The organism is Streptomyces sp. YPW6 (assembly GCF_018866325.1).
Taxonomy (GTDB): Bacteria; Actinomycetota; Actinomycetes; order Streptomycetales; family Streptomycetaceae; genus Streptomyces.
In genome coordinates this window covers 5,553,941-5,568,937 of sequence record NZ_CP076457.1, presented here as the reverse complement: position 1 = coordinate 5,568,937, position 14,997 = coordinate 5,553,941, and the positions used below count along the sequence as shown (strand labels likewise).

Annotated in this window: 11 protein-coding genes and 3 pseudogenes; 6 read left to right on the top strand and 8 right to left on the bottom strand. The window is 70.9% G+C overall.

Going from position 1 to position 14,997, the window contains the following annotated elements; translation table 11 throughout:
• Nucleotide 1: 1 nt before the first annotated feature.
• The 3 genes from KME66_RS24500 to KME66_RS24490 are packed head-to-tail and all read right to left on the bottom strand — an operon-like array spanning nucleotide 2 to nucleotide 3,065.
• On the bottom strand, nucleotides 2–985 hold the full coding sequence (locus KME66_RS24500; protein WP_216325953.1) for an ABC transporter permease: 984 nt from the start codon (nucleotides 983–985) through the stop codon (nucleotides 2–4).
• Nucleotides 973–1,887, bottom strand: coding sequence for an ABC transporter permease subunit (locus tag KME66_RS24495; protein WP_216325949.1), 915 nt, complete (start codon nucleotides 1,885–1,887; stop codon nucleotides 973–975). The genes KME66_RS24500 and KME66_RS24495 overlap by 13 nt, the downstream gene beginning before the upstream one ends.
• Nucleotides 1,887–3,065, bottom strand: a complete 1,179-nt coding sequence (locus KME66_RS24490; protein ID WP_073216978.1) for an ABC transporter substrate-binding protein — start codon at nucleotides 3,063–3,065, stop codon at nucleotides 1,887–1,889. The genes KME66_RS24495 and KME66_RS24490 overlap by 1 nt, the downstream gene beginning before the upstream one ends.
• A gap of 260 nt (nucleotides 3,066–3,325) precedes the next feature.
• Between KME66_RS24490 and KME66_RS24485 the strand changes: the two genes are divergently transcribed.
• On the top strand, nucleotides 3,326–4,081 hold the full coding sequence (locus KME66_RS24485; protein WP_216325946.1) for a GntR family transcriptional regulator: 756 nt from the start codon (nucleotides 3,326–3,328) through the stop codon (nucleotides 4,079–4,081).
• A gap of 17 nt (nucleotides 4,082–4,098) precedes the next feature.
• Here the strand turns inward: KME66_RS24485 and dusB are convergent, their stop codons facing one another.
• Both dusB and KME66_RS24475 read right to left on the bottom strand, forming a co-directional pair.
• Nucleotides 4,099–5,247 carry a tRNA dihydrouridine synthase DusB gene (dusB, locus tag KME66_RS24480; protein WP_216325944.1) on the bottom strand — a complete coding sequence of 383 codons (1,149 nt, stop codon included), beginning with the start codon at nucleotides 5,245–5,247 and terminating at the stop codon, nucleotides 4,099–4,101.
• Between the two features lie 266 nt (nucleotides 5,248–5,513).
• Nucleotides 5,514–6,449, bottom strand: a complete 936-nt coding sequence (locus KME66_RS24475; protein ID WP_216325928.1) for a helix-turn-helix domain-containing protein — start codon at nucleotides 6,447–6,449, stop codon at nucleotides 5,514–5,516.
• A gap of 230 nt (nucleotides 6,450–6,679) precedes the next feature.
• Here KME66_RS24475 and KME66_RS24470 point away from each other — a divergent pair, with 230 nt between their 5' ends.
• Complete coding sequence (locus tag KME66_RS24470) at nucleotides 6,680–8,062, top strand: MFS transporter (protein WP_216329604.1); 1,383 nt, start codon at nucleotides 6,680–6,682, stop codon at nucleotides 8,060–8,062.
• Between the two features lie 54 nt (nucleotides 8,063–8,116).
• On the opposite strand, the gene KME66_RS24465 is transcribed toward KME66_RS24470, so the two are convergent.
• Complete coding sequence (locus tag KME66_RS24465) at nucleotides 8,117–8,641, bottom strand: TetR/AcrR family transcriptional regulator (RefSeq protein WP_216329602.1); 525 nt, start codon at nucleotides 8,639–8,641, stop codon at nucleotides 8,117–8,119.
• 25 nt (nucleotides 8,642–8,666) lie between these two features.
• Between KME66_RS24465 and KME66_RS34140 the strand changes: the two are divergent.
• Both KME66_RS34140 and KME66_RS24460 read left to right on the top strand, forming a co-directional pair.
• Nucleotides 8,667–8,805: pseudogene (locus tag KME66_RS34140) on the top strand (NADP-dependent oxidoreductase); the annotation flags it as partial.
• A gap of 77 nt (nucleotides 8,806–8,882) precedes the next feature.
• A pseudogene (locus tag KME66_RS24460) lies at nucleotides 8,883–9,332 on the top strand (transposase family protein); the annotation flags it as partial.
• A gap of 1 nt (nucleotide 9,333) precedes the next feature.
• Here the strand turns inward: KME66_RS24460 and KME66_RS24455 are convergent.
• Nucleotides 9,334–10,036 (bottom strand): annotated as a pseudogene (locus KME66_RS24455) (transposase family protein); the annotation flags it as partial.
• 507 nt (nucleotides 10,037–10,543) lie between these two features.
• Entirely contained in the window at nucleotides 10,544–10,942 is a 399-nt protein-coding gene (locus tag KME66_RS24450) for a hypothetical protein (RefSeq protein WP_253208470.1), read from the bottom strand.
• A gap of 395 nt (nucleotides 10,943–11,337) precedes the next feature.
• Between KME66_RS24450 and KME66_RS24445 the strand changes: the two genes are divergently transcribed.
• Together KME66_RS24445 and KME66_RS24440 are read left to right on the top strand one after the other, a co-directional pair.
• Nucleotides 11,338–12,405 (top strand): ALF repeat-containing protein, encoded by a 1,068-nt coding sequence (locus tag KME66_RS24445; RefSeq protein ID WP_216325925.1) that lies wholly within the window; start codon nucleotides 11,338–11,340, stop codon nucleotides 12,403–12,405.
• A gap of 236 nt (nucleotides 12,406–12,641) precedes the next feature.
• Nucleotides 12,642–14,996 carry an ALF repeat-containing protein gene (locus tag KME66_RS24440; RefSeq protein WP_216325922.1) on the top strand — a complete coding sequence of 785 codons (2,355 nt, stop codon included), beginning with the start codon at nucleotides 12,642–12,644 and terminating at the stop codon, nucleotides 14,994–14,996.
• Nucleotide 14,997: the final 1 nt, after the last annotated feature.

The window sequence follows — 14,997 nt, the reverse complement described above, 5'->3', positions numbered from 1 at the left end:
GCTACTCCTTGCCGGGTACGGGAGTGGGGGCGGCGGCCGGGGTGGTGGCGACGGGTCCGGCGGCGGCCGGGGCCGGGGCGGACCCGGAGGCCGGTGCGGCGGCCACGGCCGCGGGGGCGGAATCGGGGGCCGGGGCGGACGGACCGCTTCCGGCCCGGGAGAGGGCGAGCAGCAGGACCCAGGTGATGAGCAGGGAGAGCAGGGACACCGCGACCGACATCCGCGCCTCGGCGCCGGAGACGGAGACGATCCACACCGCGAACGGGCGGAAGCCCAGCAGCGAGGCGACGGTGTACTCCCCGAGCACCAGCGCCAGAGTGAGGAAGGAGGCCGCGGCGAGCGAGGAGCGCAGGTTGGGCAGGATGACGCGGAGGATCACGTACAGCCGCCCCGCCCCGCAGTTCCGGGCCGCCTCCACCAGCGTCGGCACGTCGACCGCGCGCAGTCCGGCGTCCAGCGAGCGGTGCACGAACGGCAGCGCCAGCACGGTGTACGCGAGGACGAGCACCACCGGGAACGACTCGTTCTGCACGGCGAGGAAGGTCTGGTAGAGCGGGGTGCGGGAGAAGTGGTCGGGCCCCCAGCGCAGCACGGTGGCGATCCCGGTGACCAGCGCGATCGGCGGCACCACCAGCGGCAGCATGCAGACGATCTCGACGACGGCGCGCAGCCGGGGCGGCCCGAGCCGGACGGCGACCAGGGCCGGCACGACGAGCAGCAGGGCGAGCGCGATGGTGGCGGCGGCCAGCGAGAGCGAGAGGAACAGGCTCTCGGTGAAGCCGTCGGCCGACAGGATTCCGCTGTACGCGGCGACGGTGAGGCCCTGCCCCGGAACCTGGACGGTGAAGACGAACGAGGAGACCAGCGGGGTGAGGAAGTAGAGCCCGGCGACGGTGAGGACGGCGCCGCGCCAGTAGCGGGGGCGGCGGGCCGTCCTCACCGGGGCGGAGACGGGAGCGGTGGAGACGGGGGTCAGCGCAGCCATCGGGAACTCCGTCGCTGGAGGGGCAGGTAGACCGCCATCACCAGTCCGGCGATCACGATCATGTCGAGGCTCAGCGCCAGGGCCACGTTCTCCTGGCCGACCAGGACGTTGCCCGAGAGGGCGTCGGCGATCTTCAGCGTGACCAGCGGTACGGAGCCGCCGACCAGGGCGGCGGCCGTGGCGTGCGCGGCGAAGGCGCTGCCGAAGAGCAGGACGAACCCGCCGAGCAGCGAGGGCGCGAGGACGGGCAGGCCGACGTGGCGCCAGAACTGCGGGACGGAGGCCCCGGTGCTGAGCGCGGCCTCCCGCCACTGGGGGCGGAGCCCGTCCAGCGCGGGGACGACGACGAGGACCATGAGCGGGACGAGGAAGTAGAGGTAGATGACGGTGAGCCCGGTGAAGGAGTAGAGGTTCCAGCCGAGGGCGTCCAGGTGTCCGAGTTCCGTGACGACGCCGGAGATCCCGAGGGTCGCGACGAAGGCGAAGGCGAGCGGGATCCCGCCGAAGTTGGCGAGCACCCCGGAGGCGGTGAGGACCGCGCCGCGCAGGGCGCCGCGCCGGGAGGTGACGACGGCCTGGGCGATCAGCACCCCGAGCACGGTGGCGAGGGCCGCGGTCAGCGCGGAGAGCTGGACGCTGCCGAGGAGCGAGGTGAGGTACGGGCCCTGGAGTGAGCGCGACAGGTGCTCGCCGGTGAACGCGGTGGTCCCGGCGACCGGATCGGTGCGGGTGAGCGCCCCGTACAGCAGGGCCCCGGCGGGCAGTCCGAAGCAGAGCCCGGCGAACACGAGCAGCGGGAGCGCGCCGAGCCAGACACGGGACGGGCGGCGGCGGATGCGGCCGCCGCCCCTCACGGCGGCCGCCCCGGGTCCCGGGGCGGCGGACGGGTGCGGGACGGTCATCAGGAGACGGCCTTGTCCCAGTTCTCGGCGAGGGTGGCGTTGGCCCGGTCCAGTTCCTCGGAGGAGGGGAAGGCCGGGGTGCCCTCGACCTTCGGCAGCTTGGCGACGAAGGCCTTGTCGGCGGTGCCGTCCTCGGTCATGGCGGGCAGCAGCACGGGGCGGGCGTATCCCTTGAGCCAGAGGTTCTGGCCCTCGGCGCTGTACAGGTACTCCATCCAGAGCCGGGCGGCGGCCGGGTGGGGTGCGTCCTTGTTGACGGCCTGCGAGTAGAACTGGGCGTACACGCCGTCGGACGGCACCGAGACCTGCCAGTCGACGCCCTTGCTCTTGAACTGGTCGGCGTACCCGGCGTTCAGGTAGTCCCAGTCGATGCTGATCGGCGTCTCGCCCTTCTCGACGGTGGCCGGGGTGGACTCGACGGGGATGAAGTTGCCGCTCTTCTTCAGCTTGCCGAAGAAGTCGATGCCGGGCTGGATGTCGCCGAACGAGCCCTTGTTGGCGAGGGAGGCCGCGTACACGCCGCCGAACGCGGAGCCGGACTTGGTCGGGTTGCCGTTGAGGGCGACCTTCCCCTTGTACTCGGGCTTCAGCAGGTCCGCGAAGGTCTCGGGGCAGGTGGTGATGCGGGCGGCGTCGCAGCCGATGGAGACGTACCCGCCGTAGTCGTTGTACCAGCGGCCGTCCGCCTCCTTCTGGCTGTCGGGGATCTTGTCCCAGGAGGCGACCTTGTACGGGGCGAAGAGGTCCTCGGCGGCGCCGCTGCGGGCGAAGGCGATGCCGAGGTCGAGGACGTCGGGGGCGCGCTTCTGTCCCTTGCGGGACTTGACGGCGGCTATCTCGTCGGAGCTGGAGGCGTCCGGGGTCTCGCTCTTGATCTTCACCTTGTACTTGGCCTGGAAGGCCTCGATGATCTCGCCGTAGTTCGCCCAGTCCGGCGGCAGGGCGATCACGTTCAGCTCGCCCTCCTTCTCGGCGGCGGCGACGAGTTCCTCCATCCCGCCGAAGTCGGCGGCCGAGGTCGCCTCCGTCGACTTCACCCCGTTCACCCCGGTGGCGGCCTCTTCCTCGGGTGCGGCGCCGCACGCGGTGAGGGCGGTGAGGGCGGCGGTGGAGAGGGCGAGTGCGGCCACGGCACGGCCGGTGGCGCGAGGACGGGGGCGGGGTCGGGCTCTGTGCACGGTGTGTCTCCCGGGGAGCGAGGATGGCCACTTGTTCATACAAGCTGGCATCAGTTCGCCCGGCTCAGGTGTCCGAGGAGTTAACGTCCGATGACCGGTGCCGCAAGAGGCGAGGAAGAGGAAGGCCCGTCGTTTCGGGGTTGTGGTAGGTACGGAATCCGTGCACGGCGGCACCGGGAGGGAGGGATAGAGTGGGATCCACCCTCAGGCCCGGACCCGTACCTGTGCACAGCTGGGGGACACCGACCGACGGGGGGCGCGTGGGCCGTTCACGCTACGAGGAGATCGCCGAGTCTCTGCGGCAGGCGATCCGCAGCGGCGTCCGTCCGCCGGGCTCCCGGCTGCCGTCGGAGAGTGACCTGGCCGCGACGTGGGAGGTCTCGCGCGGCACGGTCCGCCAGGCGGTGGCGCTGCTGGCCTCGGAGGGCCTGATCGGCTCCCGGCAGGGGGCGCGCCGGGTGGTCCTGTGCCAGGAGCGCCGGCAGAGTTTCGAGCAGCTCAACAGCTTCGCCCAGTGGGCGCGGGCGATGGGCTACGAGGCCTCCAGCCGCATCCTCGCCCGCACGACGCGCCCCGCGACCGACGAGGAGGCGGCCCGCCTGGGCGCCGAGCCGGGCAGCGGCATCCTGGACGTCCTGCGGCTGCGGCATCTGGACGGCGAGCCGGTGATGGTGGAGCGCACGGTGTACGCGGACTGGGTCGCCCCGGTGGTCCGCGCGCTGCCCGAGGACTGCGTCTCGGTCATGGACAGCATCGCGGAGCGCGCGGACATCGTGGCGCACCACGGTGAGCACCTGATCGACGCGGTGGCGGCGGGCAGCGAGGACGCCCGGCTGCTGCGGGTCCGCCGGGCCAGCCCGCTGCTGCGCCAGCGTCACCTGACGTACACGGCGGCGGGCCGGGCCATCGAGTGGACCGACGACCGCTACCGGGCGGGCAGTGTCGTCTTCAACGTGATGAACAGCGCGGCGGCGGCGCCGCTGGAGCGGCGGGCGGGGCCGGGCGTGGCGGGCTGAGCCACACCCGTACCGCTTCAGCCGCCGGAGGTGTCCAGCTCGGCGTCGGCGCTGACACCAGCGCAGTCGTAGGGGTCCTTGAGCCAGCCGTCCGGGAGGACGACCCGGTTGTTGCCGGAGGTCCGCCCGCGGGGCCCGTCGGCGCCGTCCGGCCAGGGCTGGTCGAGGTCCAGCTCGTGCAGCTGGCCCGCCAGCTCCTCCAGCGAGGAGGTGACGGCGAGCCTCCTGCGCATCTCGGAGCCGACGGCGAAGCCCTTGAGGTACCAGGCCACGTGCTTGCGGAAGTCGATGACGCCGCGCGCCTCGTCGCCGATCCACTCCCCCAGCAGCGTCGCGTGGCGCACCATGACGTCCGCGACCTCGCGCAGGGTGGGCGCGTGCCGTTCGGCGCGCCCCTCCATGGCGCTGACCAGATCGGCGAAGAGCCAGGGCCGCCCGAGGCACCCGCGCCCCACGACGACCCCGTCGCACCCGGTCTCGCGCATCATCCGCAGCGCGTCGTCGGCGCACCAGATGTCGCCGTTGCCGAGCACGGGGATCTCCGGGACGTGCTCCTTGAGCCGGGCGATGGCGTCCCAGTCGGCGGTGCCGCCGTAGTGCTGGGCGGTGGTGCGCCCGTGCAGGGCGACGGCGGTCACGCCCTCCTCGACGGCGATGCGTCCGGCGTCGAGGAAGGTGAGGTGGTCGTCGTCGATGCCCTTGCGCATCTTGATGGTGACGGGGAGGTCCCCGGCGCCCGAGACGGCTTCCCGGAGGATGGCCCGCAGCAGGGGCCGCTTGTACGGAAGCGCGGAGCCGCCGCCCTTGCGGGTGACCTTGGGGACGGGGCAGCCGAAGTTCAGGTCGATGTGATCGGCGAGGTCCTCCTCCACGATCATGCGGACGGCCTTGCCGACGGTGACCGGGTCCACTCCGTAGAGCTGGATCGAGCGGGGTGTCTCGGTCGCGTCGAAGTGGACGAGCTGCAGGGTCTTCTCGTTGCGCTCGACCAGCGCCCGCGTCGTGATCATCTCGCTGACGAACAGCCCCTTGCCCCCGGAGAACTCCCGGCACAGGGTGCGGAAGGGGGCGTTGGTGATGCCGGCCATCGGGGCCAGCACGACCGGCGGCTGCACGGTGTGCGGGCCGATGCGGAGCTGCGGGAGGGCGGGGGCGAGCGTGGTCATGGCTCCATTGTCGCGTACGCCGGACGGGGCGGGCCGGGCCAGGTCCGCGGTGCCGTCGGCGGAGCCCGCACCGCGACGGCGGGACGATCTCCACCTGGGGTTTCGCCCCCGACGCCGGGTGCACCCCTGATCGACGCCTTCGCCTTCGACTTCGGCAGCCCGGAGCCGACGGGTGGAGCGCGGGCCGAAAGGAGCCGGCGGGCGAAGCGCGGGTCGGGCGAATCCGTGCCGGCTCCGCGACCCCCGCGGCCCGCCGCGGATCGTCGTCACGCCGGCCGGGCGGCTCGGCCGGCCGGGGCCTCCTGATCCCGTTGCCGGTCACGGTCCACCGCGATGCGGTGGAGCCGTTCCAGCCGGTCCCGGGTCTTCTCGTCCACCGGCGGATAGCTCACCAGGCGCGGCCCGCTGGACGGACCGAGCCAGAGACTGGTGTGCTCGACGTGCAGCAGTCCCACGTGCGCGTTGCGGAGGTACTTGCTGCGCCCGCGCTGGTCGACCACCTCGTGGCGCCCCCACACCTCGCGGAACTCCGGCGATCGCGCCTCCAGCCGGTGGATCAGCGCCTTCCAGGCCGGTTCGGCGAGGTGCCCGGCCGTCGAGGCACGGAAATTCGCCGCCATCACGCGGGTGACCTCGGGCAGATCGACGATCGAGGCCCGCCAGTCGGCGTGGGTGAAGGCCAGGAGCAGGCAGTTGCGGTCCTCGGGCGGGACCGAGTCCAGGTCGCAGAGCATCCGGGCGTAGGTGCGGTTGTAGGCGAGGATGTCGTACCGGCTGTTCTGGACGCACGCCGGAATGGGGTCCAGCTGCTCCAGCAGCGTCCGCAGTGCCGGGGTGACGGCGGGGCATTCCGTGCCGGGGGCCGGGTCCGGGGCCGCGGCGAGGGCGAAGAGGTGGGCGCGCTCGCTCGGGTCGAGGAGCAGGGCGCGGGCGAGGGCGTCCAGCACCTGGGCGGAGACCTGGATGTCCCGGGCCTGTTCGAGCCAGGTGTACCAGGTGACCCCGACCGCCGAGAGCTGGGCGACCTCCTCGCGACGCAGCCCCGGCGTACGGCGGCGCCGGCCCCTGACCAGTCCGACCTGCTCGGGGGTGATGCGCTCGCGGCGGCTGCGCAGGAAGGCGGCCAGCTCGTGCCGCCGGATGTCGGAGGGGGACTCCGTGCCGTCCGGTGCGAGCGGCGGGTGGGCTGTCACGGTCGTCATGCCTCCAGCGTGCTGGGCCTCCCGGCCTGTTGCCGGGTACTCCGGATACCAGGATAAGAAGACTCTGGTACCAGGCTGGGTTCGGCGAGATCGTCGTCGGCGTGAGTGAATCTTCCGTGCACCCGTCCGCACCCGCATCCCGTCGTACGGCTTCCGCACCGGTACGGACGGCCCCCGCCGGTCCGGAACCCGTCCGCCGCCACGACCACCCCGCCCCCGCGCTCGGCTCCCTGGGCCTCTTCACCGTCCTGCTGGGCGCGGCGCTCCCGCTGGTCGACTTCTTCGTCGTGAACGTCGCGCTGCCCACGATCGACCGCGATCTGGACGCGGGCCCGGCCATGCTCGAACTCGTCGTCGCGGGCTACGGTCTCGCGTACGCCGTCCTGCTGGTCCTCGGCGGACGGCTCGGCGACATGGCGGGCCGCAGGCGGCTGTTCCTCGTCGGCATGGCCGCCTTCGGGATCACCTCGCTGGCCTGCGGGCTCGCCCCGGACGCCTGGACGCTGGTCGGCGCCAGGGTGGCGCAGGGCGCGGCCGCCGCGCTGATGCTGCCGCAGGTGCTGGCCACGATCCAGGCGGCGACGCGGGGCCCGCGCCGGGCGCGGGCGATGAGCCTGTACGGGGCGACGGCGGGGCTGTCGATGGTCACGGGCCAGGTCCTCGGCGGGGTGCTGGTCGCCGCCGCCCCGATGTCCTCGGTGTTCGGCGAGAGCGCGGGCTGGCGGTCGGTCTTCCTGGTGAACGTGCCGGTGGTCATGGTGGGCCTGGTCCTGGCGGCCCGTGCGGTGCCGGAGACCCGTGCGGACCGGCCGGCCCCCGTGGACGTTCCCGGAACCCTGCTCCTGGCGCTGGCCCTGGTCACGCTGCTGGCTCCGCTGACGGAGGGCCGGGCGGCGGGATGGCCGCTGTGGACCTGGGTCTCGCTGGCGCTGTGCCCCCTCTCCGCGTACGCCTTCTACCGGGTGGAGCGCCGGGCCGACCGGCTGGGCCGGGTGCCGCTGGTCCCCGCGAGCCTGATGCGGCTGGACTCGTTGCGGCGGGGCCTCGCGCTGGTCGTGCCGTTCTCGGTCGGGTACGGCGGCTTCCTGTTCGTGATCGCGGTGGCGCTCCAGCAGGGTCTGCGGCTCGGCCCGGCGGCGGCCGGTCTCTCGCTGGCTCCGATGGCGCTGGCGTTCTTCGGCGCCTCGCTGGCCGGTCCCCGCCTGGTCCGCCGGTACGGCGCCCGGGTGGTCACGGCGGGCGGCCTGATCCAGGCGGTCGGCGTGGTGGTCCTGGTGCTGACCGTGCACCGCTCCTGGGCGGGCCTGGGCCCGTGGGGCCTGCTGCCGGGGGTGGCGGTCGCGGGCCTCGGCCAGGGGTTCCAGCTGCCCGTCCTGTTCCGGATCGTGCTCTCCGACGTACCCCCGGAGCAGGCGGGGGTCGGGGGCGGCGTGCTGACGACCACACAGCAGGCGGCACTGGCCCTCGGGGTGGCCACGCTGGGCACCCTGTTCCTGGCGCTGGTGCCGGCCCTGGGCATGCGGGACGCGCTGGTCGTGACCTTGCTGGCGCAGTTGGCGGCGGTGGCGCTGACGGTGGGGCTGAGCCTGCGGCTGCCGCGCACGGTGGGGTGAGCGGGCTGCCTTCCGGCCGCCGGGACCGCCCGGCCGGGGGCGCCCCGCCGACGGTCAGGCGAGGCGCGAGGCGCCCCAGGCCGCCTCGATCATGCGGAAGACCTCGTCCACCGCGTCCCCCGGCTCGGGCGCCTCGCAGGCCAGCGCGTAGGCGTCGATCACGAACCGCGCGACGGTCCGGCAGGCCGTCGACGTCTCCGGAACGCCGAGGTCGGCGGCGATGGCGGCGGCCAGCGTGTCCGCGTGGCGCATCCGCATCGACTCCTCGTACTCCCGCAGCGCCGGGGAGGACTCGATCAGACGCCGGACCGGGGCGGCCTCGGGCGCCGTGCAGTGGCGCACCAGGGCGTGGATCTCCCGGCGCAGCGACGGGATCAGCGGCTCGCCCTGCGCCCGGTCGGTGACCGCCCGCACGAGGCCGCGCTCGAAGCCCTGATCGCGCTCGAAGACCAGCGCCTCCTTCGCGGCGAAATGCGAGAAGAGCGTGGTGACGGCCACATCGGCCTCGGCGGCCACGTCCCGGATCCCCACGTCGTCGTAGCCGCGTTCCAGGAAGAGGCGCAGAGCGGTGTCGGCGATCTTCTGGCGGGTCGCGGCCTTCTTGCAGGACTACCTGCGCGGCCTGGGCGCACTCGCCACGACGTGGCGAGGGCTGGGCCGAGCGGGTGCGGGGCCTCGGCCGCGTCGACGGGGCGCTCGATCTGGCGGGCTCCGGCGTGATTGGCGAACTCGACGAACTGAGCCTCTTTCATTCTGCGCTGGAGGGTGAAATGGGCTGGTCAGCGGGTGTGGTGACGAGGCAGGACCCCTGGTCGTTGGCGTGGTGATCTCACTCAACACACCCGCGACCGAAGGGGCCCTGTTGGTTCCGTATCGAGCCACGCTCGACGTCCCGCACGAGCTCGTCGAGCATGTCGCCTGACTGCTGTACGACCGCCGCCGGGCCCGCAACACCCGGTGGCGCAAGCTCGGCTGCTTCCAGCAAGCTCTTCTCACGCTGGTTCACCTGCGGAAGAACGAGACGTTCTCGCAGCTCGGAGCCGGTTTCGGGATATCCCAGGCGACAGCCTGGCGGTACGTCGACAAGACCCTCGACATCCTCGCGGCCTGGGCACCCGGACTACACGAAGCCCTCATCGGCCCCGGTGAAGGCGACCACGTCACCGTTGACGGCACCCTGATCCCCACCGACCGCGTCGCCGCCGACGAACCGTACTACTCGCAAAAGCACCGCAAGCACGGCATGAACGTGCAGGTCATCGCCCGCCCCGGAAGAGCAGGCCGATGACAGTGACGACCTGGACGAGACACTGTTCGTGGCGGCCGTGGCCGCGGGCGTCGTCACAGTGGATGACGGGGATCTCCTTCCAGGGCAGGGCGTGGAGTTGACGGGCTTGGTTGCGCTGGTTGTTCTTGATGGTCAGCAGGTAGTGGGCGCCGCGTTCGCGCAGGTAGGCGGCGGCGCCGGGAGCGCACCGGTTCGGCGCGGGCGGCCGCCCGGTGGGCGCGGCGCTGTTCGCGTTCGATGCCGCCGTCAGGCATGAGCGGCTCGGGAGAGTGGGCCACCGTGGACAGCAGGGGCCGCAGCTGGTCGTAGCTGGCCGCGTGATCTCACCGGGATCGAGCCGCCCCAGAACGGTGCGCAACGTCTTCTCGCTCGGGATCCGGTACCGGCCGAGCAACGGATGGTGGGGCGGACCGAAAGCGGCCAGTTCCTCCGGCATCGCACGTCGGCACCACTCCGCCGCCGCGGTGATGGAGTCATGGCCCGCCGGGGTCTTCGTACAGACCACCCGGGGCCAACAGCGAGGAGACCTGGTAGCGCACCCCGCACGCCCCGCGAGGATCGGTGACCGAATCGAACTCGGCAACGAAGCCGCGGACTTGGCCTCGCGCAGCATCCGAGCCGAGGGCCTCCAGGCGGGGCGCCGAAGAGACGGAAACGACGGCAGGGGATGATGAAGGAACGAACACGGCACCTTCGTGGATCTTGCAGCGTAGAGAACTCCATGATCCACAGGTGCCGTGTTCATCTGCTTCCGGGGCCCGCCAGCATGATCAACAGGCCCAGGCGGGGGCGATCCGGGCAAACGCCGGGGCCCTGCATCAACGACCCGGTGGCGGTCAACGCCGTCAGAGCGGATATCCGCGCTCCGCGCGGACGGGGATTTCTGAGTTTCTTGTTATGCACACCGGCCAACGTAACAGTCAGCCACACCAGGGCTATTCACCCGGAGAAAGGTCTCCGGAAACAGCACAATCATTCCGGGAAGCCGGTCGAGAAATTATGGAAAACACCCAGGAACTCAGCACGCTCGGGCCCGTGAAGGCATCTACGAACACGGAGAGAAGGCCATCACGGCCACTTTCACCGAGCAGCTGACCCGGCTCCCGAGTCACCCCCGTCCCTACTACTCCGACACCCAGGACAGACCTTGACACACCGCGCATCAAATTTCTGAGTAGACGGTGGCCGGATCGCTAGCCGGTGATACGCAGCTCGACCAGGACCGAGGGCTTGCGGCCGGTGTTGCTGTCGGATTCCCCGACGGGCTTGAACCCGTTCTTGGGCACGTCAACCGTGATCGTCTCGCCCTCGGCGGTGAGCTTGGCCCGCACCGGGTGCCCCTCGGTCCAGATGTGGTAAGCACCGGGCAGCTCCATCGTCAGGAACCCCTGCTTCCCGGTCGCCTTGAAGCAGTACCCGGCCCGATCGACGCGCGACTCCACCAAGACGTCGTACCCGACCGAGCAGTCGACGAACAGGAGCTTCCCATCGCCGCTCTTCAGCTTGATACCCCGCTCCTCGGAGATCCGGTCGGCCCCGGGGTAGGAGAAGTCCTCAACAGCCGAAGGCATCGCGTCGTCGACGGCCGCCACGGACTGCACCTCGGCAACCGCCGACGGCGACCCCGCGATGAACGCGACACCGGTAAACGTAGCGGCCGCTCCGACAACACCAGCGAAGAACGCTTTTCGCGCATAACGCATGCGCAGCCCCCCTTTCGTTCCGAAGCCCATAACCTACACGGGCTTCATTTATGCAAATCATATGTATCCTACCAGCGACCATGATCCCACTCACACCAGGGTCGGGATGCACCACATGCCCGAGATATAGATGGGTTGGCTTGTTGATAAGGCAGCCGCGCTCGGCAAGAGCGACCAGTACCAGAGCCATTCGAACCGGAGAGGAGAGAGCTGACGAGAGAGGGGGGAGAAGAGTCAGCCGAGTCAGACACTTCCCAGGGCTGAGAACACTCTGCACTGCTCTGTTGCCCGCGAGCATGCTCGCGGGACTCCTGGGGGCGACACCAGCCCTCGCGGTCACCGAGGCGTCGGACACGGCCGCGGACCGCGCACGCGTCGTGCAGCTGTGGACGCACGGCGGCACCGGCGTGAAGGAGGCCGCCGAGGCGGCCCTCATCGGCAGCAACGAGGACGTCCGTCGCTTCCTCGACGTGGAGCTGGAGCAGGCCCGCCACCACGACGACCGCATCGACGCGGGCCGGGTCTTCAGCGTCGGCGGGCCCGGGGTACAGGAGGCCGCCCAGGCCGCGCTGTCCCCCTCGGCCCCCCACGAGGACCTACGGGCCTTCCTGCTGGACGGCTGGCAGGCGCCGCTGGAACAGGACCGCAGGGTGGAGACCGGACAGGTCATCAGCACCGGTGGACCGGGGGTGAAGGAAGCCGGCATCGCGGCCCTTAACGGGACTCCCGAGGATGTGCGCGAGTTCCTGGAGAACGGCCAGTACGAAGCCCGGATAACGGACGACCGCATCCGAGTCGGCCAGATCTACAGCGAAGGCGGTCCGGCGGTACGGGAGGCCGCCAAGGTCGCCCTCCGAGGCACCCCGGCGGACGTGACCGAGTTCCTGGAAGTGGGCCAGTTCGTGGCACGCGACCGGGACGAGGAGCGGGCCACCATCGAGCAGTTGGTCGAGCAGGCCACTCACGCCGGGGTCCAGGCACAACAAGCCACCGACGCAGCCAAGACCGCTTCGACGCGAGCGGTGAACGCTTCCCGACTGGCCAAGGAGGCCGCGAAGACCGCGGCGGAGGAGACAGCGGCCGCAGGGAAGGACTCGGTACGTGCCGCCAACGCGGCCGGCCGGGCCGCCGACGCCGCTCGTGGCGCGGCCGCTGCCGCACGCCAGGCCATCGGGGCCGCGAACGCCGCCAACCGGGCGGCCCGGGTGGCAGCCACCGCCGCAGCACGCGCCGCCAGCGCGGCGTCCTCGGCCGCCAACGCGGCCTCGCGGGCCGCGGCGCCGCCGCGGCGGCGGCGGCGGACGCGAGTCTCGCCGACGAGGCGAACAAGCTCGCCAAGGAGGCGCGGGTAGCGGCGCGGGGCGCCGAGAAGGCGGCGGATGCAGCTGCCTACGCCGGCGCGGCCTCAAAGGCGGCGGGAGCCGCAGCCGACGCTTCGCGAAGCGCCGCCAGCAATGCCGCGGCGGCCGCGACCGCGGCCGAGGAGGCCAGCGACTACGCGACCTCCGCTGGTGCCAACGCCAGTGACGCCCGCTACGCGGCCGCCCAGGCCCGTCGCCACGCCAACGAGGCCAACCGCGCCGCTGGTATGTCCGGCGCCCTCGCCCGCAAGTCCGCCGCGGCGGCCTTCGAGGCCCGGGACGCCGCGAAGTCCGCCGCCGGCCACGCCTACCGGGCCGCGGACGCAGCGGAGGAGGCCGCCAAGCACGCCGGGGACTCCTCCAAGGCCGCGGCTGAGTCCAGCAAACATGCCAGCGAGGCGAAACGTGCCGCCGACGCGGCCGACGCGGCGGTGACGGCCGCCAAGAAGGTCTTCGACGTCGCCCGAGAGACGGAGAGCGAGGACCTGGCCTCACGTACCGCCGCCGCCGTCGAACGGGCACGTGACCAGAAGCGGGCTGCCGAGGAGTTCACCGTCCAGGTGGGCTCCTTCCTCCGGGACGACCGTGAGTTGGACAAGGAGGCCGACCGGCTCGCGACCGAGGCGGCCAAGCCCAACGTCGATGTGCCCGCGATGGCCGTCAAGGGGCGCGAGCTCGCCCTGAAGGTTCTCAAGAGCAAGGGGCCGTGGAGTCAGGAGGCCGCCGCACGCGCGCTGAGCGGATCCGAGCAGGACGTGCTGGCCTATGTTCGCCATGGTCTGACGAAGGCCTCACAGGATGACCTCCGCCAGCGCGTCACGCGGCTCACCTACGACAGCCCGTTCGAGGCCGTTCGGAAGGCCGCCACCGGGGTTCTGGAAGACGACGACGCCGGGAAGTTCCGCGAATTCCTGACGGTTGGCCAGTACCAGGCAGCTGTCACCGACTACCGGATCCAGGTGGGCCAGATCCACAGTTCCGGTGACTCGGGGGTGAAGGAGGCCGCGGAAACCGCGCTGCGGGACGGCTCGCCCAAGGCGCTCATCGCCTTCATCAACAACGGTCAGTACCTCGCCAGAAACACGGACGAGCGGGTGCGCGCCGGGCAGCTCCACAGTGCCGGTGGTCCCGAGGTGAAGTCCGCGGCGAAGATCGCGCTGGCCGGGCCTCCCGACCTGCTGCACTACTTCGTCCAGGCCGGCCAGTACATGGCCGACCGCCAGGACCAGCTCGCCGCCACCCACATCGCCCAGATGCAACGGCTGATCGCCGGCTCCTCCCAGACCGCGGCGAAGGCACGCCAGAACGCCTGGGAAGCCGCCCGGGCCGCGGCGATAGCCAACAAGGCCGCCGCCGAGGCGAACGAGGCTGCGGGTGAGGCGAAGAAGTCCTCCGACCAGGCGGCGAAGTTCGCGGCGGATGCCAAGAAGTCCGCTCAGGCCGCCGCCATCTCCGCCAACGCCGCGGCGAAGTCCGCGACGACCGCCCGCAACGCGGCAGCCGCCGCCAACCGGGACGCCAGCGCGGCGGAGGCCTCCGCCACCCGCGCCGAGTTCTCCGCCTCCTACGCCCGCGATTCGGCCCGAGAGGCAAACGCGGCTTCCAATGCGGCTCGCGCTTCCGCAGCTGCCGCTGGGAAGAGCGCCGAGGACGCGGAGAAGGAGGCTTCGGCTGCCTGGAAGGCGACGTATGAACTGCGCCGAAAGGAAGAAGCCGAGGCCGCCCGACTCGCCGAAGAGGCAAGAAAGAAGAAGGAAGAGGCGGAGGCGGCGAAAGAAAAGGAGAAGGGGACACCCTGCCTTCCGCCCATCACTGGAAAGGCTCCGCCAAACTGGGTCTGCCTACTGAAGGACGATGCCTACGTAGACGTCGAAGGCGCGGAAGAAGCCCGCAAGGCTTATACCGATGCCATGAAGGATTTCCTTTTCAGCGTCGACGAGTTGAAAGAGTGCATAGACGACCCCGGAATCTCCAAGTGTGGCCAGTATGCCGCATCCATGACCCCGTCAGGAAAGCTAAAGAAGCTAGCAAAGATCAACAAAAAGATCGACGAGATTGCCGAGTCGACACGCCTCAGAAAACTCAAGAGAAGCATTGAGAAGCTCTGCAAAACAAAGAAGAAGCCAGAATATAGCTCTCTTCAGCAGAACACTCAGCTGCTCCCGCGTGAAGCGCGTAGCGCTTTTTACGCAACTAGCTCAACGACGCTGACGGTAGCGCGCGCCAACGACGCGGGCGATCTTGGCATAAAGCGCGAGGAGTACGTCGCGAGCCTGGTCGGCGGAACCGTGCCGAAGGACTCCAGGGGGCAGGACATCAAGCTGGTCATGCCGAACGTAGGGTCAACCGGCCTCGACGTCCTGGGGCCAAACGGTGAGTTCATCTTCGTGGGTGGCGGCGCCAAGGCCAAGGATCCGGCAAAATTTGGTAAACTCCTCAAGATCTCCAAGTTCGTCGCAGACCAGGCCGGCGTCAATGCCGTCTACTATCTGGCCGACAACACGCCAGACACCGCAATCAAGCAAGCGAAAAAGGCATTCGGGGAAGAGAACGTGCACATCTTCACACTTCCGGAGTGCTAAC

Excerpts from the sequence above, each read along its gene's own strand:
- KME66_RS24500 (WP_216325953.1), bottom strand. The coding sequence starts at position 985 with ATGGCTGCGCTGACCCCCGTCTCCACCGCTCCCGTCTCCGCCCCGGTG.
- KME66_RS24495 (WP_216325949.1), bottom strand. The coding sequence starts at position 1,887 with ATGACCGTCCCGCACCCGTCCGCCGCCCCGGGACCCGGGGCGGCCGCC.
- dusB (WP_216325944.1), bottom strand. The coding sequence starts at position 5,247 with ATGACCACGCTCGCCCCCGCCCTCCCGCAGCTCCGCATCGGCCCGCAC.
- KME66_RS24475 (WP_216325928.1), bottom strand. The coding sequence starts at position 6,449 with ATGACGACCGTGACAGCCCACCCGCCGCTCGCACCGGACGGCACGGAG.
- KME66_RS24440 (WP_216325922.1), top strand. The coding sequence starts at position 12,642 with ATGTCCGGCGCCCTCGCCCGCAAGTCCGCCGCGGCGGCCTTCGAGGCC.